General features: G+C 63.0%; 20 protein-coding genes and 1 pseudogene. 7 read left to right on the top strand and 14 right to left on the bottom strand.

Features of this window, described 5'->3' with window-relative positions:
* Window positions 1–355: 355 nt before the first annotated feature.
* From coaA to hisB, 7 genes and pseudogenes are all read right to left on the bottom strand, one after another.
* A complete protein-coding gene (coaA, locus tag ACVIIW_RS09255) occupies window positions 356–1312 on the bottom strand; it encodes a type I pantothenate kinase (RefSeq protein WP_456700457.1) in 957 nt (318 codons plus the stop codon).
* 21 nt (window positions 1313–1333) lie between these two features.
* Window positions 1334–1660, bottom strand: coding sequence for a phosphoribosyl-ATP diphosphatase (locus tag ACVIIW_RS09250; RefSeq protein ID WP_456700456.1), 327 nt, complete (start codon window positions 1658–1660; stop codon window positions 1334–1336).
* Between the two features lie 77 nt (window positions 1661–1737).
* Entirely contained in the window at window positions 1738–2514 is a 777-nt protein-coding gene (hisF, locus tag ACVIIW_RS09245; protein ID WP_456700455.1) for an imidazole glycerol phosphate synthase subunit HisF, read from the bottom strand.
* A gap of 3 nt (window positions 2515–2517) precedes the next feature.
* Window positions 2518–3255 carry a 1-(5-phosphoribosyl)-5-[(5-phosphoribosylamino)methylideneamino]imidazole-4-carboxamide isomerase gene (gene hisA, locus ACVIIW_RS09240; protein WP_456700454.1) on the bottom strand — a complete coding sequence of 246 codons (738 nt, stop codon included), beginning with the start codon at window positions 3253–3255 and terminating at the stop codon, window positions 2518–2520.
* Window positions 3252–3902: an imidazole glycerol phosphate synthase subunit HisH gene (hisH, locus tag ACVIIW_RS09235; protein ID WP_092232381.1), complete on the bottom strand. Its 651-nt coding sequence runs from the start codon at window positions 3900–3902 to the stop codon at window positions 3252–3254. Before hisH ends, hisA begins: the two co-directional genes overlap by 4 nt.
* Window positions 3899–4430 (bottom strand): annotated as a pseudogene (locus ACVIIW_RS09230) (DUF2628 domain-containing protein). Before ACVIIW_RS09230 ends, hisH begins: the two are co-directional and overlap by 4 nt.
* Before the next feature lie 69 nt (window positions 4431–4499).
* Window positions 4500–5093: an imidazoleglycerol-phosphate dehydratase HisB gene (gene hisB, locus ACVIIW_RS09225; RefSeq protein WP_456700453.1), complete on the bottom strand. Its 594-nt coding sequence runs from the start codon at window positions 5091–5093 to the stop codon at window positions 4500–4502.
* Window positions 5094–5294: 201 nt separating this feature from the next.
* On the opposite strand from hisB, the gene hslV reads away from it, so the two are divergent.
* The 4 genes from hslV to ACVIIW_RS09205 all read left to right on the top strand — a co-directional run bounded on the left by hslV (window position 5295) and on the right by ACVIIW_RS09205 (window position 9226).
* Entirely contained in the window at window positions 5295–5855 is a 561-nt protein-coding gene (hslV, locus tag ACVIIW_RS09220; RefSeq protein ID WP_456700452.1) for an ATP-dependent protease subunit HslV, read from the top strand.
* Window positions 5856–6036: 181 nt separating this feature from the next.
* Window positions 6037–6639, top strand: coding sequence for a DUF2585 domain-containing protein (locus ACVIIW_RS09215; RefSeq protein ID WP_456705120.1), 603 nt, complete (start codon window positions 6037–6039; stop codon window positions 6637–6639).
* Between the two features lie 52 nt (window positions 6640–6691).
* Window positions 6692–7996 carry an ATP-dependent protease ATPase subunit HslU gene (gene hslU, locus ACVIIW_RS09210; protein ID WP_456700451.1) on the top strand — a complete coding sequence of 435 codons (1305 nt, stop codon included), beginning with the start codon at window positions 6692–6694 and terminating at the stop codon, window positions 7994–7996.
* A 105-nt stretch (window positions 7997–8101) separates the two neighbouring features.
* On the top strand, window positions 8102–9226 hold the full coding sequence (locus ACVIIW_RS09205) for a hypothetical protein (protein WP_456700450.1): 1125 nt from the start codon (window positions 8102–8104) through the stop codon (window positions 9224–9226).
* A gap of 86 nt (window positions 9227–9312) precedes the next feature.
* On the opposite strand, the gene ACVIIW_RS09200 is transcribed toward ACVIIW_RS09205, so the two are convergent.
* The 3 genes from ACVIIW_RS09200 to ACVIIW_RS09190 are packed head-to-tail and all read right to left on the bottom strand — an operon-like array spanning window position 9313 to window position 12087.
* Window positions 9313–9900, bottom strand: a complete 588-nt coding sequence (locus ACVIIW_RS09200; protein ID WP_456700449.1) for a Smr/MutS family protein — start codon at window positions 9898–9900, stop codon at window positions 9313–9315.
* Window positions 9897–11405 (bottom strand): murein transglycosylase A, encoded by a 1509-nt coding sequence (mltA, locus tag ACVIIW_RS09195; protein ID WP_456700448.1) that lies wholly within the window; start codon window positions 11403–11405, stop codon window positions 9897–9899. Before mltA ends, ACVIIW_RS09200 begins: the two co-directional genes overlap by 4 nt.
* Window positions 11383–12087, bottom strand: a complete 705-nt coding sequence (locus tag ACVIIW_RS09190) for a Tim44/TimA family putative adaptor protein (RefSeq protein ID WP_456700447.1) — start codon at window positions 12085–12087, stop codon at window positions 11383–11385. The genes mltA and ACVIIW_RS09190 overlap by 23 nt, the downstream gene beginning before the upstream one ends.
* Before the next feature lie 410 nt (window positions 12088–12497).
* On the opposite strand from ACVIIW_RS09190, the gene secB reads away from it, so the two are divergent.
* Window positions 12498–12983, top strand: a complete 486-nt coding sequence (gene secB / locus ACVIIW_RS09185; protein ID WP_456700446.1) for a protein-export chaperone SecB — start codon at window positions 12498–12500, stop codon at window positions 12981–12983.
* On the opposite strand, the gene dnaQ is transcribed toward secB, so the two are convergent.
* The 4 genes from dnaQ to ACVIIW_RS09165 are packed head-to-tail and all read right to left on the bottom strand — an operon-like array spanning window position 12980 to window position 15819.
* On the bottom strand, window positions 12980–13696 hold the full coding sequence (dnaQ, locus tag ACVIIW_RS09180) for a DNA polymerase III subunit epsilon (RefSeq protein WP_456700445.1): 717 nt from the start codon (window positions 13694–13696) through the stop codon (window positions 12980–12982). The genes secB and dnaQ overlap by 4 nt on opposite strands.
* A 37-nt stretch (window positions 13697–13733) precedes the next feature.
* The gene (coaE, locus tag ACVIIW_RS09175) at window positions 13734–14333 is read right to left on the bottom strand and encodes a dephospho-CoA kinase (protein WP_456700444.1); all 600 of its coding nucleotides are present in this window, start codon (window positions 14331–14333) and stop codon (window positions 13734–13736) included.
* 23 nt (window positions 14334–14356) lie between these two features.
* On the bottom strand, window positions 14357–14965 hold the full coding sequence (locus tag ACVIIW_RS09170) for a Maf family nucleotide pyrophosphatase (RefSeq protein ID WP_456700443.1): 609 nt from the start codon (window positions 14963–14965) through the stop codon (window positions 14357–14359).
* A gap of 8 nt (window positions 14966–14973) precedes the next feature.
* Window positions 14974–15819 carry a pyruvate, water dikinase regulatory protein gene (locus tag ACVIIW_RS09165; RefSeq protein WP_456700442.1) on the bottom strand — a complete coding sequence of 282 codons (846 nt, stop codon included), beginning with the start codon at window positions 15817–15819 and terminating at the stop codon, window positions 14974–14976.
* Between the two features lie 455 nt (window positions 15820–16274).
* Here ACVIIW_RS09165 and hemJ point away from each other — a divergent pair, with 455 nt between their 5' ends.
* Complete coding sequence (gene hemJ / locus ACVIIW_RS09160) at window positions 16275–16709, top strand: protoporphyrinogen oxidase HemJ (RefSeq protein ID WP_456700441.1); 435 nt, start codon at window positions 16275–16277, stop codon at window positions 16707–16709.
* A gap of 262 nt (window positions 16710–16971) precedes the next feature.
* Window positions 16972–18237, top strand: coding sequence for a transcription termination factor Rho (rho, locus tag ACVIIW_RS09155; RefSeq protein ID WP_092232423.1), 1266 nt, complete (start codon window positions 16972–16974; stop codon window positions 18235–18237).
* Window positions 18238–18406: the final 169 nt, after the last annotated feature.

The following is an 18406-nucleotide window of genomic DNA, read 5'->3' as shown; positions in this document are numbered from 1 at the left end:
ACTTTTCCGGATCATGCTCTAGGCTAAGCGGCAAGAAACCGCGGTGCCGAAAGCCTGTCAGGCGACGGTCTGGTGCCCTTGAACACGGTATCTGCCTGCGCCGCGCGCTTGCAATGGGGGCACACGAAAAGATGGGCGATCACAGGGGTGGGTTCGTCGGCCAGGAGTTCTGAGCGGTACCATCTCATTTCGATATGGCAGTCCGGGCACGTCGGTGCTTCGAGCTGTTCCGCTGCGCTTCTGAGACGATCAACCATGGAGGCCCTCGCGTTTTCGGAACCATAGCTGAATACCCTTCGTCGGTCGGTAACAAAAGATACTCGGCCCGAAATTTCAAAGGCCGCGGCCGCCGCGCCTACAACCTTCTCAACGCCACGCTTTCCACCGCGTGATCCGCGCCCTTCTTCAGGATCAGCGTCGCGCGGGGACGGGTCGGCAAGATGTTGTCCTCGAGATTGGCAAGGTTGGTGCGCTCCCAGATTGCAGTCGCGGTCGCGGTGGCCTCTTCGTCCGACAGCAGCGCATAACGGTTGAAGTAGGACTTTGGGTTGGTGAACGCGGTGTCGCGCAGTGCCAGGAACCGCTTGATGTACCAGCGCCGCAGCGCCGCCTCGTCGGCGTCGATATAGACCGAGAAGTCGAAGAAGTCGGAAACCACAGGCACCGCCTTGCCGTCGCGCGGCAGCTTGCCGGTTTGCAGCACGTTGACGCCCTCGACGATCAGGATGTCGGGCTGGTCGATCTCCGCCCATTCGTTCGGCACGATGTCGTAGGTCAAATGCGAATAGACCGGAGAGCGCACGTGGCGCCGGCCCGACTTGATGTCGGACAGGAAGTTGAGCAGCAGCGGCAGGTCGTAGCTCTCGGGAAAACCCTTCTTCTGCAGGATGCCTTGCTGCTCCAGCAGAGCCTTCGGGTAGAGGAATCCGTCGGTGGTGATCAGCTCGACCTTCGGCCGCGGCGACCATCGCGCCAGCAGCGCCTGGAGCACGCGAGCGGTGGTGGACTTTCCAACGGCGACCGAGCCGGCGACGCCGATGATGTAGGGCACCTTGCGGTCGCGGATGTCGAGAAACTGGCGTTCGGCGTAATACAGGCGCTGCATCGCATCGACATAGATCGAGAGCAGGCGCGACAGTGGAAGATAGATGTCCTCGACCTCCTTGAGATCGAGGCGATCATGCAGCGAACGCAGCCGGTCGAACTCGCCCGGCTCCAGCGTCATCGGCGTGTCGTCGCGCAGTCGCGCCCACTGCTCGCGCGTATAGATGCGGTATGGATTATACTGCTGCTCCGGTGCGCGGATATCCATGACGCGATCTCTCCACCTCGGCTAGTTGCCGTTTTTACGCGACGCCTTTTCTTCCAACCCGGACATGTTCGTCCGCTTGTCCAGCGCGGCTTCGACCTCTTCCAGCTTTACGCCGCGCGCCTTGAGCAGCACAAGAAAATGGTAGAGCAGGTCGGCACTCTCCGCGATCAGATGCGCGCGATCGTTTTCGACTGCTGCGATCACGGTTTCGACTGCTTCCTCACCGAACTTCTTGGCGCAATGTTCGGCGCCCTTGTCGAGAAGCTTGCGGGTGTATGAGCCTTCGCCACCGGAGGCCGCGCGGGCCTCGATGGTGACGGCGAGATCGTGGATCGTGAAACGCGGCATACTGAACACTCGAAACGCCGTCTGGCCGGTCGGGCCAGTCCCCGCGGATGATGTAGCACTTTTATGACCTGGAGTCGTCAGGCATCCAGGCGCATGGGTAGTCCGCGCCGGGCCATATGCTCCTTGGCTTCACGGATGGTGAATTCCCCGAAGTGGAAGATCGAGGCGGCCAGCACGGCGGTGGCGCGTCCGTCGCGGATTCCGTCGACGAGATGGTCGAGATTGCCGACGCCGCCCGAGGCGATCACGGGAACGGGAACACTGTCGGCGATCGCCCGGGTCAGCGGAATGTCAAAGCCCTGCCTTGTGCCGTCACGGTCCATCGAGGTGAGCAGAATTTCACCCGCGCCGAGCGCGACCACTTCCTGGGCATATTCGATGGCGTCGATGCCGGTCGCGTTGCGGCCACCATGGGTGAAGATCTCCCAGCGCTCGGAGCCGCCCGGGCGCTTCACCCGCTTGGCATCGATCGCGACCACGACACATTGCCCGCCGAACTTTTCGGCGGCTTCCTTGACGAACTCACGCCGCGACACCGCGGCGCTGTTGATCGAGACCTTGTCGGCGCCCGCGCGCAGCAGCGTCTTGATGTCGTTGACCTCACGCACGCCGCCGCCGACGGTCACAGGCATGAAGCAGGCCTCCGCCGTGCGCCGGACCACGTCCAGCATGATGCCGCGGTTCTCGTGGGTCGCGGTGATATCGAGGAAGGTCAGCTCGTCGGCGCCAGCGGCGTCATAGGCGATCGCGGCCTCCACGGGATCGCCGGCGTCCCTGAGGTCGACGAAATTGACGCCCTTGACGACGCGGCCGTCCTTGACGTCGAGGCAGGGGATCACGCGCACCTTGAACATGTGTCAGCTCCTGCGCGCGTCGCGGATCAAGGCGAGGGCGGCGGCGGGATCGAGCCGGCCGTCATAGAGCGCGCGGCCGGCAATCGCGCCGGCGAGCTTTTTCGCGCGCGGCGTCAGCATCGCCTTGACGTCCTCGATCGAGGCGAGGCCGCCGGAGGCGATCACGGGGATCGAGATGCTGTCTGCCAGCGCAATCGTCGCGTCCAGGTTCAGGCCCTTGAGCAGGCCGTCGCGGGCGATATCGGTGAAGACGATGGCGGCAACACCGGCATCCTCGAAGCGCTGCGCGATCTCCAGCACCGTCACCTGCGAGGTCTCGGCCCAGCCTTCGACGGCGACCTTGCCGTCGCGCGCATCGAGGCCAACGGCGACACGGCCTGGGAATTTCTTGGCTGCAGCCTTGACCAGTTCAGGATCGCGCACCGCCGCCGTGCCGATGATGACGCGCGTGATGCCTTTCGCCAGCCAGGCCTCGACGGTCGCGAGATCGCGAATGCCGCCGCCGAGCTGCACCGGAATCTTGATCGTCTTCAGCATCGCCTCGACTGCCTGCGCATTGACCGGCTTGCCGGCGAAGGCGCCGTCGAGATCGACGACGTGGAGATACTCAAAGCCCTGCGCGACGAAACTCTGCGCCTGGGCGGCGGGATCGAGATTGAACACGGTCGCGCGCGCCATGTCGCCTTGCTCGAGGCGCACGCACTGGCCGTTCTTGAGGTCGATGGCAGGGAAGAGAATCACGGTTTCCATCGCAAAAAGTTCGAGATCAGGGCCAGGCCAAAACGCTGGCTCTTCTCGGGGTGAAACTGCGTGCCGATCGCGGTGTCCTTCGCGACGATCGCGGTGACGGGACCACCATAATCGGCGCGCGCGAGCACGTCCGCCTCGTTGGCGGCGTTGAGGTGGTAGGAGTGCACGAAGTAAGCGTGCTGGCCCTTGGGGCCGAGCGGCAGCTTGTTCAGCACCGGATGTTCTTGCAGCACGTCGAGCGTGTTCCAGCCCATGTGCGGGATTTTCAGGCTTTCATCGCGCGGCGTGATCTTCTCGACGTCGCCGCCGATCCAATTGAGGCCTTCGGTGACGACATGCTCTTTGCCGCGGCTTGCCATCAGCTGCATGCCGACGCAGATGCCGAAGAACGGCCGTGCCTTGACGCGCACGGCTTCCGTGATCGCCTCGACCATGCCGTTGACCGCATCGAGCCCGCGCCGGCAATCGGCAAAGGCGCCGACGCCCGGCAGCACCAGACGATCGGCCTCATAGGCCTGATCGGGATCGCTGGTGACGAAAACCTTCTGCGGATTTTCGAGGCTGCGCGCGGCACGCTCGAATGCCTTGGCTGCGGAATGCAGATTCCCGGAACCGTAATCGATGATGGCGACGCTCATCTTGACCCTCCCGGTTCTGGAAACAATCCTATGATGCCGCCGGCCGGCATCGGAGGCGGGCTGGAAAATGGCTGGCCCGGCACGTTCCGGGTCGGCGGCGGGCCGCCGCGGTCGACGGCCCATCGATCATGGACGATGCCGCGCTGTGACTTGCTCCAGCGCTCGAAGAAGCGACGCTCGGCGGTGTCCTCATCGTCGGCGACCACGACGTCGAGTTGCCGCCAATTGCCGCGCGACAACGTCCAGCGGCGCAGGCTCGAGGCCTCGAAGCCCATCAGCAGTGCGACGATGATGTTGGCAAAGAAGATCGAGCGGCGGCCGACACCGAGGCTGGATAGCCCGGCACCGAACGCGGCGAGACACACGATCCAGCCGATCAGGGCCAGCCAAAGCCTGTTCCAGAGCAGCCAGATCGGACCGAACACCATCGCCCAGAAATGGAATCCGTCGCGCACGAACACGAATTTGTCGGTCGCGCGCAGATCGACCCCGCCTGGGGTGGGGAGCGTGAACTGTGTAGACAGGCATTTTCGATGCCCCGTGCTCGAGAATTCAACTCAATGCCGCCGGCAGCGCGTGGCCGCCGAGACGGCGATGTCAGCCGCCGAGCGAGCCCTTGGTGGACGGGATTTCGCCCGCCGTCCTGGGATCGATCGCAACCGCGGTGCGCAGCGCCCGCGCCAGGCCCTTGAAGCAGGACTCGGCGATATGGTGGCTGTTATCGCCATATAGGGTCTCGACGTGCAGAGTCACGCCGGCGTTGATGGCGAAGGCCTGGAACCACTCGCGCACCAGTTCGGTGTCGAACTGACCGATCGTGTCGCGGGGGAAGTCAGCCCTGAACACCAGGAACGGGCGGCCCGAAATGTCGATGACCACACGCGTCAGCGTCTCGTCCATGGGCATGTGCACGCCGGCATAGCGGGTGATGCCCGCCATGTTGCCGAGCGCCTGCTTGATCGCCTGGCCGAGCGCGATGCCGGTGTCTTCGGTGGTATGGTGATAATCAATGTGCAGATCGCCCACCGCCTTGACCGTGAGGTCGATGCGGGAATGGCGGGCGAGGAGATCGAGCATATGGTCGAAAAAGCCGATGCCGGTCGCGATATTGGCCACGCCGGAGCCATCGAGGTTCACGCTGACCTCGATGTCGGTTTCCTTGGTCTTGCGCTTGATCGTCGCGGTGCGCATTGAAAGCTGGCTTTCATCCTAGCTTGGGAGCCGAAAACGCCAGTCTCTTAACAGCCAAATGACGCCTTCGCTACTGCGGGAACGGCTGACCGGGCCTCTACTTCTGCCTATGGTGAGCGAATTCGGCCCGGAACGGCCGTTGTGCGCCTGTTGTCCCCTCGGCCATGACCGCCTAAATCAGCCAGGACAATGAGGGTTATGATGCAAGATTCGCAGAACAGCTCGCCGGTCTGGCACGGCACCACGATTTTGACGGTCCGCAAGGGCGGCAAGGTCGTGGTCGGCGGCGACGGCCAGGTCTCGATCGGCCAGACCGTGATCAAGTCCAATGCCAAAAAGGTCCGGAAACTCGGCAAGGGCGACGTCATCGGTGGCTTTGCCGGCGCCACCGCCGACGCCTTCACCCTGTTCGAGCGGCTCGAGAGCAAGCTCGAGCAATATCCGGGACAATTGACCCGGGCCGCGGTCGAGCTGGCCAAGGACTGGCGCACCGACCGCTACCTGCGCCGGCTCGAGGCCATGATGATCGTGGCCGACAAGGACGTCTCCCTGGTGCTGACAGGCACCGGCGACGTGCTCGAGCCCGAGGCCGGCGTGATGGCGATCGGCTCCGGCGGCAATTACGCGCTGGCGGCGGCCCGCGCCCTTGTCGACACCGACAAGGACGCCGAGGCCATCGTCCGCCGCTCCCTCGACATCGCCGCCGATATCTGCGTCTACACCAACCGCAACGTCACCATCGAAGCGCTGACGGCCGGTTGAAGGATCCATCGATGGATGAACAGCGTAGCGGCGCGCTCGGTCTAACCTCTCCCGCTTGCGGGGGAGGTCGCGCCGAAGGCGCGGGTGGGGGCTCTCGCCTCTTGGCGGCCCTCGCGAGCGGAGACACCCTCTCCCCAACCCTCTCCCGCAAGCGGGAGAGGGAGCGCACCGCTCTTTGGGCATGATCCTCGCGCCCGCCAGCACCAGGACGGCGATCCCCGCGGCCTACTGGGTCGGAATCGCGCTGTTGCTGCTGGCGCTGCAGGCCTCGATCCTGTTCGCGATGGGCCGGGTGCCGATCTGCACCTGCGGCTACGTCAAGTTGTGGCACGGCGTGGTGAACAGTTCGGAGAACTCCCAGCACTTCGCCGACTGGTACAGTTTTTCGCACGTCCTCCACGGCTTCCTGTTCTATGGACTGACGTGGCTCTTGTTGTCGCGGCGGCTCGGCCGGCCCGCACGGCTGATCATCGCGATGCTGATCGAGGGCGCCTGGGAGATCGTCGAGAATTCGCCTGTGATCATCGAACGCTACCGCGCCGGTACGATCTCGCTGGACTATTACGGCGACAGCATCGTCAATTCGGTCTCGGACACGCTGTTCATGGTGCTGGGGTTCCTCACCGCACGCGTGCTGCCCGTCACGGCGACCGTCGCGCTCGGGCTTGCCTTCGAGATCATGCTGGCGCTGCATATTCGCGACAATCTGACGCTCAACGTCCTGATGCTCATTCATCCGGTCGAGGCCGTGAAGCAATGGCAATCCGGTCCGCCGATCATTTGACAGTCAAAAAAGCGGCTTGTCCCCGCCGGTTTCCAATCCTAGCTAGGGTCCCATGACAGACTTCTCCCCCCGCGAAATCGTTTCCGAACTCGACCGTTTCATCGTCGGCCAGACCGACGCCAAGCGCGCCGTCTCGATCGCGCTGCGCAACCGCTGGCGCAGGCAGCAGCTCACGGGCTCGCTGCGCGAGGAAGTGCTGCCGAAGAACATCCTGATGATCGGGCCGACCGGCGTTGGCAAGACGGAGATCGCGCGACGGCTTGCCAAGCTCGCGAATGCGCCATTCCTGAAGGTCGAGGCGACCAAGTTCACCGAGGTCGGCTATGTCGGACGCGACGTCGAGCAGATCGTGCGCGACCTCGTCGAGGTTGCGATTGCCCAGGTGCGCGAACGCAAGCGCAAGGACGTGCAGGCCCGCGCCCAGCTCGCAGCCGAAGAGCGCGTGCTCGATGCGCTGGTCGGCGCCAATGCCAGCTCGGCCACCCGGGAATCCTTCCGCAAGAAGCTGCGCGCCGGCGAGCTCAACGACAAGGAAATCGAGATCGAGACGCAGTCGTCAGGCGGCGGCATGCCGATGTTCGAGATCCCGGGCATGCCGGGCGCGCAGATGGGCGCGATCTCGATCGGCGACATCTTCGGCAAGCTGGGCGGCCGCAGCAAGACGCGGCGGCTGACGGTCGAGGGTTCGCACGAGATCCTCGTCAACGAGGAATCGGACAAGCTGCTGGACACCGATCAGCTGACGCTGGAGGCGATCAGCGCGGTCGAGAACAACGGCATCGTCTTCCTCGACGAGATCGACAAGATCTGCGCCCGTGAAGGCCGCGCCGCCGGCGATGTCTCGCGCGAAGGCGTGCAGCGCGATCTCTTGCCCCTCATCGAAGGCACCACGGTGTCGACGAAGCATGGCGCGGTGAAGACCGACCACATCCTGTTCATTGCCTCTGGCGCCTTCCACGTCGCCAAGCCGTCCGACCTGCTGCCGGAATTGCAGGGCCGCCTGCCGATCCGCGTCGAGCTGCAGGCGCTGACTCGCGACGACATGCGTCGCATCCTGACCGAGCCCGAGGCCTCGCTGATCAAGCAATATGTCGCCTTGATGCATACCGAGGGCGTGACGCTCGACATCACCGACAGCGCCATCGACGCGCTCGCCGACGTCGCCGTCGCCGTCAATTCCACCGTCGAGAACATCGGCGCAAGGCGGCTGCAGACGGTCATGGAGCGGGTGCTGGACGAGATCTCCTTCACTGCCCCCGACCGCAACGGCGAGACCGTTCGGGTCGATGCCGATTTCGTGCAGAAACACGTCGGCGACCTCGCCAAGAACGCCGATCTGAGCCGGTTCATTTTGTAAAATCGGGCCAGTCCAGCTATCAATCCCACTGTCGTCCCTGGCCTGGTGCGAAATTGCACACCAGGCCAGAGACGACGGCGGAGTTCGACCCGCCGCGGGTGCCACGTGATCGCCGACCTCAAGAAAAATCCCTGGCGGCTGCTGCTCGCGATCAACGCGGCGGTGATCGTCGGCGTGTTCATCCACAAGGTGAAGCTGCCGCCTTACGTCCCCTATATCCATCTGCTCGTCGACTACCATTTCGGCTTCATCAAGCGCGCGCTGATCGGAGCGATCGTCGCGCTGTTCACGGACAAGGTGCCGGTCTGGCTGGTATTCGCGATTTCAGGCGCGGCGTGGCTGGTGACGCTGGGACTCTATCTCAGGCTGTTCCAGAAGACGTTCGGCTTCACCGCCAAGACGCTGCCGCTCTTCGTCTTCATCGCGGGCTCGCCGTACTTTCTCAAGAACTTCATGCACACGCTCGGACATTTCGACATCTATGGCTGCCTGCTGGCGCTCGTGCTGCTGCTGATGCCGGCGCGGTCACTGCTGTTCGTGGCGACGGCGGCGCTGTTCTCGATCATCCTCGTCCTGATCCACCACATCCATCTGCTGATGTATGTGCCGACGATCATCACCATCGTCGTGATCAGGCACTACCTGACCTACGGCTGCAACCGGACCAACATCGGGTTTGGCGTCGTGGCCGTCGTCGCCGTTTCCGCGCTGTTCTTCGCGGCCCAGTTCCTCGGAACGATGCCGATCCCCGAAGCGGATTTCGTGGCCTATCTGAAGACCCGGATGGTCGATCCCTCGCGCACCGATCTGCTGCAATTCGCCTATATCTGGTACCAGCCGCTCTCGAAGGAGATTTCCGACACCTGGGCCTGGCTGCCGCATAACAGCCTCGGCATTCCCGTGTTCGCGCTGCTGATCTGGCTGCACACGCCGCTGTGGCGCTATTTGTCCGATCTGATCCGCGCACTGGCGAGCGATCTGCACCGACGCCTGATCGTCGCGGCGCTGATCGGCGTCAGCCTTGGCTATGTCGTGATGTTCGCGATGGTGTTCGACTATTCGCGCTGGATGTCGAGCTGGGCGGTCTGCATGTTCCTGATCCTGCACGCTGTGAAGATGCTGCCGGCGAAGCACGAGACGCCGGTGATACCGGCCGAGGACAAGAAGACCAATATTTTCGGCCTGATCATCACGCTGATTCCGCGCGTCGGCATCGTCCGGCCGTTTTAGGAGTCATAAGTAGCCACATAGGCGGTGCGCCCCCTCTCCCGCAAGCGGGGAGCGGCAAGAGGAGCCCCGGGGCTCGCTCGATTCCACTAAAATCGCGCCCGCCTGATCCGCACGTACAGCGCACCCTCGCCGCCATGCCCGATTGCAGCCTGTTCAAACCCGACCACGAAGGCACGAAATTCCGGCAGGCTCAGCCATTCCGGCACCTGGCGGCGGAGCACGCCGCTTTCACCGCCGCTGCGGCCCTTGCCGGTGATGACGAGCACGAAGGTCAGGCCCTCGTGATGGGCGCGATGAAGGAAGCCGGTCAGGGCGCGATGAGCGCGCATCTGAGTCATGCCGTGCAAATCGAGCCGTGCCTCGATCTCGCTGCGGCCGCGCGACAGCTTCGTCCGTTCGCGCTTGCCGAGCGGGGCGAGCGGCGGCATCGCCGGCTTCGATGGACGCAGCGCGGGCGGAGCAGCCGACAGCCGCGGCGACAGCGCGGGCTTGGCAGCCGGCGATACCGGCGACGGCTCGGCGCGCGGCGCGGCGTGCAGCTTCGTCGCGCGATGTTTCCGCAGCGGCTTGACCTGCCTTGCCACGAGCTCCCACAGCTCGTGATCTTCCTCGGTGAGCACACGACGGCGTGGGGGACGCGGCTCCAGCACGGGCGGACGGGACGATCGCTTCATTGCTGGGAACGGCTTTTCATATGCCTGCGCGGTTCGCGGGCAGGTTCTATCACAGGACGCGGCGACGGCAGCGGCACCGGGCCGGCAATGGCCACGGTCTCGTCTTTGACCGGCGTTGAAACGGCCGGCTGAGGAAACAGTTTTGCGATCTTCTCCGACGGCCGCGGATCCGGCACCGGCAGCCGCGCAGCGCGCAAATTCGGATCGAGGCTCTTCGGCACCAGCATCACGAAATGCATGGGGTGCCGCAGCCGGCCCGAGACGCGGCCGGCGTCAGCGCCCGCGCCGAAATAGAGATCCGCGCGGGCGGGACCTATGATCGCCGAGCCGGTGTCCTGCGCGATCATCAGTCGATGGAACGGCGTCTTGGCGCGATCGGACTCGAGCGGCAGCTCGCCCTCGATGAAGAACGGCGTGCCATAGACATGCAGCGACTTGTCGACCGCAATCGAACGGCCGGCCGTCAGCGGGATGCCCTGCGCGCCGACCGCCTCGTCCTTGTCGGACAGGTTGACCTCGTGGAAGAAGATGTAGGAGCGGTTCTGGCGCCGCAGCTCCTTGGCACCATCAGGGTTCTGCGCCATCCATTCCCTGATCTTCTGCATCGACATCTCTTCCTTCGGAATGATGCCGCGCTCGATCAGGATGCGTCCCACGGCCGTGTAGGGATAGCCGTTGTAGGAATCGTAATTGAGCCTGATGCTGCTGCCGTCGTCGAACTTGATCCGCGCCGAGCCCTGGATCTGGGCAAACAGCAGATCGGTCGGGTCCTTCAGCCAGGCGATCTCCAGCCCGCGACCGGCGATCTTGCCGTCCTCGATCTCCCCACGGTCGTAGTAGGGCACCAGCTTGCGGCGACCGATCTTGCGATAGACCGGTCCCTTGTTGGGCAGGCTGACGGAGGCCTGGTTGAAGCCGCGCACGAACAGGTTCGAGGGACGACGATAGACCGGAACGTTGTAAACGTCGGTCTGGGTGCGCGAACCGTCCAGCACCGGCTCGTAATAGCCGGTGACGAAGCCGTCGGGCTCGCCGAGCCGCGAGATGCGCAGCGGCGAAAAGTTTGCCTCGAAAAAGCTCTTTGCGGCCGCGTCGTCGGTCGGCTCGCGTGACTTGTCGAGCGACTTGGCGGCTCGGCAGGGTTCAATCAGCGAGCCGGCCAAGGCTTTCGGCTCGGGCGGAGCGGTCTGCGCATTGATCGAATGGCAGCTGGCGCGGAAAGTCTTGTAGGCGGCGAGATGATCGTCATCGCCCCAGCCCTTCACGTCGGCCCAGGCCACCGGCAGATATTGCGCGCCGGGAATTTCGAACGGGAGAGGGAGCTGCGGATAGGGCAAGGCGCGCGGAGGGATCGCGGCCACTTCGGGAACGTGATGGTAATGGCTGCGGTAGTGGCGCCGTGCAGCCTCGGCGCCAAGCGAAAACGAAGCCAGCACGACAAGACCTGCGCAAAGGGCGGTCGCGCTGGTCTTCAGGAAGGTCTTAGTTCGCGCTTCCGGTGCCAACCAGCTTCCAGTTCGGATCGCGAGAGGTGGTGTCGCGGGCGAAAGTCCAGATGTCGGTGATATCGGCGACCTTGTCGGCGTTGCCGTCGACGATGTTGCCGACCTTATCGCGGGTCACCGAAATCATCTGCGACACGAAGCGCACGGTGAGCTGGGCCGTACGGTCGCGCAGTTCGGCGCCGACGAGCTCGGCCTTGTCGATCGAGACGAAACGCGTCTCGGTCTTCTGATCGTTCTTCTCGCGTTCCCTGATGGCTGCGTCGAAGCTCTCATAGACCTCCGAAGACAAGAGGTCGCGCAGCGCGCGGCGATCACCATTGGCAAAGGCCAGCACGATCATCTCGTAAGCGCCGCGGGCGCCCGAGATGAAATGGCGCGGGTCGAAAGTGGAATCCCTGTCGACGATGGCGTCGAGGCCTTGGGCCAGCGCGGTCCCTGGCTCGGCGAGGCCCTTCCAACGGTCGGAGGGCGCGGCCGGCTCGGCGGTCGGCGGCAGCGGAGCCTGGTCGATTACCTTGCCCGGCATGGTCACGACGTTCTTGTCGGGGGCACCACCCAGCGCATTGCGGGCCGTGCGATCGAACGGCGGCCGCTCATTGCCGGTTCGTTGGCCCAACACGCTACGCAGTCGCAGGAAGATAAAGACCGCCAGCGCAAGAAAGATGATGGTGTAGATGTCCACGTCGTATCGCTTTCTGGTCTTTACTCAGGTCTTCTTTGGGGTCGCTGCCGGAAAAATCAATCCGGCCAGTAGACCGTTCCATACCGGAACGGCAAGATGACATCACCCTTTTAGGCCCGCGCGTCACGTCCGCCCGATGTAGGCACGAAATCTGGCCCGGCCAATGGCGCCTTTTGGCACAGTGCGAAGTGTAGCGCGTTTTATGCTCGAGGGGAAACCCGATCCTGGGCGGAAATCGCGCATCTTCAAGCGTTTAACGTCCGATTTCGTGTCCGGGGCAGGTCAGATGTCGCAATTGCGGGCGCGGCCCCGATCGAGGCTTTGGAGCCGTTCGTCCTTGTGGAATGAGGCGGGCCTATGTTAGCCAACCGCCGCGAAATTCAGCCCAAATCGGGTAAGGAGACACTTTGATGACCAACGGTAACGGCACGCCTCCCGACGCGGCCCAGGCTCCCCAGCTCAACGTGCTGGCGCAATATACCAAGGACCTCTCGTTCGAAAATCCGAACGCGCCGAGCTCGCTCCAGCAGCAGAGCCAGCCGCCCCAGATCAACATCCAGATCAATGTCAACGCCAGCAATCTCAGCGAAACCGAGTTCGAGGTGACGCTGGCGGTCGAGGGCAAGGCCGAAACCGCAGGCAAGGTGATGTTCTCGTTCGAGCTCGCCTATGCCGGCGTGTTCCGCATTGCCAATGTGCCGAAGGAGAACCTGCACCCGCTGGTCATGATCGAGTGCCCGCGACTGCTGTTCCCGTTCGCCCGCGAAATCATCGCAACGGCGGTGCGCGACGGCGGGTTCCCGCCGCTGATGCTGGACCCGGTGGACTTCGTCGGTCTGTATCGCCAGAACATGGAACGGCAAATGGCCGCCGGTGGCCAGGTCGGCCAGGCCTAACCGGCAGGCGTGGCAGCTGGAGCGGGCAAAAACTCGTTCCAGATCGCTTTTTCGCCCATCGTCGCGATGAAGGCCCGATGGGCCTCGCGCTCGGCGTCTGACACCCGCGGCGCAAGCGGCACGGGCCGCTGCCGCCGCGGTGTATCGCTGCCGGCATTCACGCGAATCTCCTGGGCTTCCGATGCCAGCAGGAGCTGCGACTGCCGCGCCCCGACCAGATCAACATAGACTTCCGCCAGCAGCTCGGAATCGAGCAGCGCGCCGTGCTTGGTGCGGTGCGAATTGTCGATCGAATAGCGCGAGCAGAGATCGTCGAGCCGGTTCGACACGCCCGGATGCTTGCGGCGCGCCAGCAGCAGCGTATCGACCAGCCGCTCACGCGGGATCGCGGCGCGCTTGATCCGGTCGAGCTCGGCATTGATGAAGCTGATGTCGAAGGAGGCGTTGTGGATCACCAGCGGCGCGTCGCCGATGAAGGCCAGAAAATCGTCGACCACCTCGTGGAACAGCGGCTTGGTCGAGAGAAATTCGGCCGATAGCCCGTGCACCGCGAAGGCTTCCGCCGGCATGTCACGCTCGGGATTGATATAGACGTGATAGGTCTGTCCCGTCGGCATGCGATTGAAAATCTCGACGCAGCCGATTTCGACCAGGCGATCACCGCGCAACGGATCGAGGCCGGTGGTTTCGGTATCGAGAACGATTTCACGCATGTTCTAAGAGATCTGAGATGCCGGTGTGGACAGCGAATCAGGCTCGCCGCTGCGGCATCTTAACGACCTCGGTCAGGATGTGCGTGATTTGCGCGCGCACCGGCTCAAGTCCGTGTGAGGTATCCACCACGAAATCAGCCCGCTTGCGCTTTTCGGCGTCGGGCATCTGCTTGGCTATGATGGCATCGAGCTTGGCCTCGTCCATGGTTCCGCGCGCCAGCACGCGCTCGCGCTGCAGTTCGGGCGAGGTCGAGACCACAACGACCGCGTCGACCCGTTTCTCGCCGCCGGTCTCGAACAGCAAGGGAATATCCAGGACCACCACCGGCGCCCTGGCGGCTTCCGCGTCAGCAAAGAATTTTTGCCGGGAGGCGCCGAGCATCGGATGGACGATCTGTTCCAGCTGCTTGATCGCGGCGGGATCATGAACGACGCGCGCGGACAGTTTGGGCCGGTCGACCTTGCCGTTCGCGGTGGTGCCGGGGAAGGCGGCCTCGATGGCGGGCGCGGCCTCGCCTTGATAGAGTTGATGGACGGCCGCATCGGCGTCGTAGACGGGAACGCCGGCCTCCGCGAACAATTTCGCGGTGGTGGATTTGCCCATCCCGATCGAGCCGGTCAGTCCGAGAATCCGCATCGGCGCAAAACCATCCCTGTCAGTCACACCGCAATTAGCTGTTCGCGCCGCAGGAACGCAAGCAGCGCCAGCAGCGGCAGGCCCAGAACGGTGAAATGGTCCCCCTCGATGCGCTCGAACAGATGGATGCCGAGACCTTCGAGCTGATAAGCGCCGACGCTCGTGGTGACGGCGTCGCCTGCGGCATCGAGATAGGCTGACAGCTCAGCCTCGGACATTGGCCGCATGGTCATGCGTGCGACCGAGACATCCTCGAAGACAATCCTGCCGTCATGTGCGACGGCGACGGCGGAATTCAGCTCGTGCGTGTTACCGGAGAGATCGTGCAATTGCGCCAACGCCTGTGCGCGGCCGGCGGGTTTGTTGAAGAGACGATCCCCCAGCGCCAGGGTCTGGTCGGCACCGATCACATGGCTTCCGGGACGATGGACTGAGACCGCGTTTGCCTTCTCGCGTGCCAGCAGCAGGGCAATCTGGCGCGGATTCGAAAGCTTTGACGCGGCCTGAATGCCGCGTTCGTCGACATCAGCCGTCACCGCCTCGAAGTCGAGCCCGGCGTTCGCCAGCAGCATTTTGCGCGCGCTGCTCTGCGAGGCCAGGATCAACGGAGTTTTGCCGCGCCACAAAGCCATCTCGAACCCTATTCCAAGGGCCGGTTGCGCTGGCGATCGCTATAGAGCTTCATGATCGCGGCTGCGGTTTCCTCGATCGAACGCCGCGTCACGTCCAGCAACGGCCAATCGTGCTTGGCGCTCAGCTTGCGCGCAAAGGCGACCTCCTCGGTGACCGACTGCCTGTCGGTATAGCTGTCGCTGCCGGATCCCGATTCGGCGCCCATGGAAAGCAGGCGGTTCTGACGAATCTGGATCAAACGCTCCGGCGTCGCGTGCAGGCTCACCACCAGCGGCCGGGTCAGCGTCTCCAGTTGCGGTGGAACGGGAATGCCGGGAACAAGCGGCACGTTGGCCGTGCGGATGCCGCGGTTGGCGAGATAGATCGACGTCGGCGTCTTGGAGGTGCGGGACACACCGACCAGGACGACGTCGGCTTCCTCGAGCCCTTCGACGTGCTGGCCGTCATCGTGGATCATCGTGTAGTTCAGCGCGTCGATGCGCTTGAAATATTCGGCATTGAGCACGTGCTGCGCACCGACGCGACCGGTGGTCGCGGCGCCGAGATAGGCTTCGAACAATTGCATGACCGGGCCGATGATCGAGAGGCTCGGCACGTTGATCGCCTTGCACTTGTCCTCGAGCCTGGAGACCAGGTCCTTCTCCAGCAGCGTGAACAGCACGATGCCAGGGGCTTCCTCGATCTCGTCGAGCACACGGTCAAGCTGCTTCTGGCTGCGCACCAGGGGATAGACATGTTCGACCGGCGTGACGTTGGCATATTGCGCGGCGACGGCGCGCGCGACCGTGATCAGCGTTTCGCCGGTGGAGTCGGAGACCAGGTGCAGATGGAAATAATTGTTCGAGGTCGGCACAAAAACCCTTTGTATGGAGTCGGTGTGATCTGTGGATTTCTGTGGACCTTAACCTCTCGGAAAGGGTTGTGCGACACCAGGGGCGGGACAAGTGCCAATTTTCTTCACATCACTGCCCGTCAGAACAAGTCCGAAGCCCCGCCGACATGGAAACGGGACGGCGCGGATAACCCCTTTGATAAGCTGCCGACAGGACGGCGCAAGCCATTGAAGCTGGCTGACTTATCGAACGGCGCGAGAACCCGCTGGGATATGTTGATGGATGTGAACAAGCGCATGTGAACTTGCGGACGGAATTGCGTGAGTCCAATCCACGGTCACATAGACTCAAACCTTAAGAATCTAAGATTCTAGATTTGAGGAAGGTCCTGCGGGCGGATATGTGTGCAGGTGAGACCTTAACGAGTTCTTACTATCCCCAGACCGCCTGATGGCTGGGCAAAGGATGCCCGGACATGTTTGAAGACGTCTATCTCTGGATCAAGGCGCTGCACGTGATCGCGGTCATCTCCTGGATGGCCGGCATGCTCTATTTGCCCAGGCTGTTCGTCTATCATTGCGAGGCCGAGATCGGCTCGAAACAGTCCGAAACCTTCAAGATCATGGAACGCCGCCTGTTCAAGGCGATCATCAATCCTGCCATGATTGTCACCTGGCTCGCTGGGCTTTATCTCGCCTGGGCCGGCCATTGGTTCAGCTTCGGCTGGCTGCACGTCAAACTGGCAATGGTGCTGGCGATGTCCGCGGTCCACGGCTTTTTTTCCCGCTGGCTTAGGGATTTCGCCGCCGACCGGCGCCCGCACAGCCAGAAATTCTTCCGTATTATCAACGAGGTTCCGACCGTCCTGATGATCATCATCGTCATCATGGTGATCGTGAAGCCGTTCTAGGCGAAATTCCAGGCAGGAAACATGAAGGATCGCTCAGCGCTTCGGCTTGCGGAGTGGAAAGCGATTTTCTATACTGGCGATATCCCACCCAACGCAGGCGGATGTGGTTGTGTCCGAGCTCTTTTAAAGGCCGGACACCGCATCAGGTTTGAAGCCCCCACCGGCACTTAACCTTGCCAGACCTGCGGACCTTACCTTCTCACGTCCGCATTTCAGAGCCTCCTCGCACCCCCTCCCAAGGTTACCCCACAGGACCACCCCAATGCGGGAAATTAAACTCCAGGACCTCAAGTCGAAGACGCCGGCCGAGCTCGTCTCGTTCGCGGAAGAGAATGGGGTCGAGAATGCCAGCACCATGCGCAAGCAGGAGCTGCTGTTCGCCATCCTCAAACAGCTTGCGCTCGCAGAAACCGACATCGTCGGCGAGGGCGTCGTCGAGGTGCTGTCCGACGGCTTCGGCTTTCTCCGCTCGCCCGATGCCAATTATCTGCCGGGCCCAGATGATATCTACGTCTCGCCTTCGCAGATCCGCCGCTTCGGCCTGCGCACCGGCGACACCATCGAAGGCCATATTCGGAGTCCGAAAGAGGGCGAACGTTATTTCGCGCTGCTGAAGGTCAACACGCTCAATTTCGAGGACCCGGAAAAGGCCAAGCACAAGGTCAATTTCGACAACCTCACGCCGCTGTTTCCGAATCAGCGTTTCCGCATGGAAATCGACGATCCGACGCGGAAAGACCTTTCTGCACGCGTGATCGACATCGTCGCGCCGATCGGCAAGGGCCAGCGCGCGCTGATCGTGGCGCCGCCCCGCACGGGTAAGACCGTGCTGATGCAGAACATCGCGCATTCGATCACTGCGAATCACCCGGATTGCTACCTGATCGTGCTGCTGATCGACGAGCGTCCGGAAGAAGTCACTGACATGCAGCGCTCGGTGAAGGGCGAGGTCGTATCGTCGACCTTTGACGAACCGGCCGTGCGTCACGTCCAGGTCGCTGAGATGGTGATCGAAAAAGCCAAGCGCTTGGTCGAGCATGGCCGCGATGTCGTCATCCTGCTCGATTCGATCACGCGGCTTGGCCGTGCCTACAACACCGTGGTGCCGTCGTCAGGCAAGGTGCTGACCGGCGGTGTCGACGCCAACGCGCTGCAGCGGCCGAAGCGCTTCTTCGGCGCCGCCCGCAACATCGAAGAGGGCGGCTCGCTGACCATCATCGCGACGGCGCTGGTCGATACCGGCAGCCGCATGGACGAAGTCATCTTCGAAGAGTTCAAGGGCACCGGCAACTCGGAACTCATCCTGGACCGGAAGGTCTCGGACAAGCGTACCTTCCCGGCGATCGACATCTCGCGCTCCGGCACCCGCAAGGAGGAGCTCATCACGGATCCGCAGGTGCTCAAGAAGATGTACGTGCTCCGCCGCATCCTGAATCCGATGGGCACGATGGATGCGATCGATTTCCTGCTCGACAAGCTGCGCTCGACCAAGAGCAATTCCGAGTTCTTCGACTCCATGAATACCTGAGTCAGAATGCAGCAAAACATCAGAGGGCGCCTTCGGGCGCCCTCTTTTCTTGCGGCTTTGCTGCGGGAAATGCGCAGCATCGCGGTGGAGGTGCCGCGCAGCCGAAGTTCTTGTAACAGTTTGATATTTCAAGAAAATAGTTGCCTTGGTGCGAGCCGAAACGGACTTG

It is taken from the genome of Bradyrhizobium sp. USDA 4449 (genome assembly GCF_054056275.1).
Note: the sequence above shows the minus strand (reverse complement) of the source record. Positions and strands in the feature narration are given on the sequence as shown.

Coding starts and splice junctions, on each gene's coding strand:
- ACVIIW_RS09215 (WP_456705120.1), top strand. CDS start 6,037: ATGATCCTCGCGCCCGCCAGCACCAGGACGGCGATCCCCGCGGCCTAC.
- ACVIIW_RS09200 (WP_456700449.1), bottom strand. CDS start 9,900: ATGAAGCGATCGTCCCGTCCGCCCGTGCTGGAGCCGCGTCCCCCACGC.
- ACVIIW_RS09170 (WP_456700443.1), bottom strand. CDS start 14,965: ATGGCTTTGTGGCGCGGCAAAACTCCGTTGATCCTGGCCTCGCAGAGC.
- hslV (WP_456700452.1), top strand. CDS start 5,295: ATGCAAGATTCGCAGAACAGCTCGCCGGTCTGGCACGGCACCACGATT.
- secB (WP_456700446.1), top strand. CDS start 12,498: ATGACCAACGGTAACGGCACGCCTCCCGACGCGGCCCAGGCTCCCCAG.
- hslU (WP_456700451.1), top strand. CDS start 6,692: ATGACAGACTTCTCCCCCCGCGAAATCGTTTCCGAACTCGACCGTTTC.
- hisH (WP_092232381.1), bottom strand. CDS start 3,902: ATGAGCGTCGCCATCATCGATTACGGTTCCGGGAATCTGCATTCCGCA.
- ACVIIW_RS09250 (WP_456700456.1), bottom strand. CDS start 1,660: ATGCCGCGTTTCACGATCCACGATCTCGCCGTCACCATCGAGGCCCGC.
- hemJ (WP_456700441.1), top strand. CDS start 16,275: ATGTTTGAAGACGTCTATCTCTGGATCAAGGCGCTGCACGTGATCGCG.
- dnaQ (WP_456700445.1), bottom strand. CDS start 13,696: ATGCGTGAAATCGTTCTCGATACCGAAACCACCGGCCTCGATCCGTTG.
- rho (WP_092232423.1), top strand. CDS start 16,972: ATGCGGGAAATTAAACTCCAGGACCTCAAGTCGAAGACGCCGGCCGAG.
- hisF (WP_456700455.1), bottom strand. CDS start 2,514: ATGTTCAAGGTGCGCGTGATCCCCTGCCTCGACGTCAAGGACGGCCGC.
- coaE (WP_456700444.1), bottom strand. CDS start 14,333: ATGCGGATTCTCGGACTGACCGGCTCGATCGGGATGGGCAAATCCACC.
- coaA (WP_456700457.1), bottom strand. CDS start 1,312: ATGGATATCCGCGCACCGGAGCAGCAGTATAATCCATACCGCATCTAT.
- hisB (WP_456700453.1), bottom strand. CDS start 5,093: ATGCGCACCGCGACGATCAAGCGCAAGACCAAGGAAACCGACATCGAG.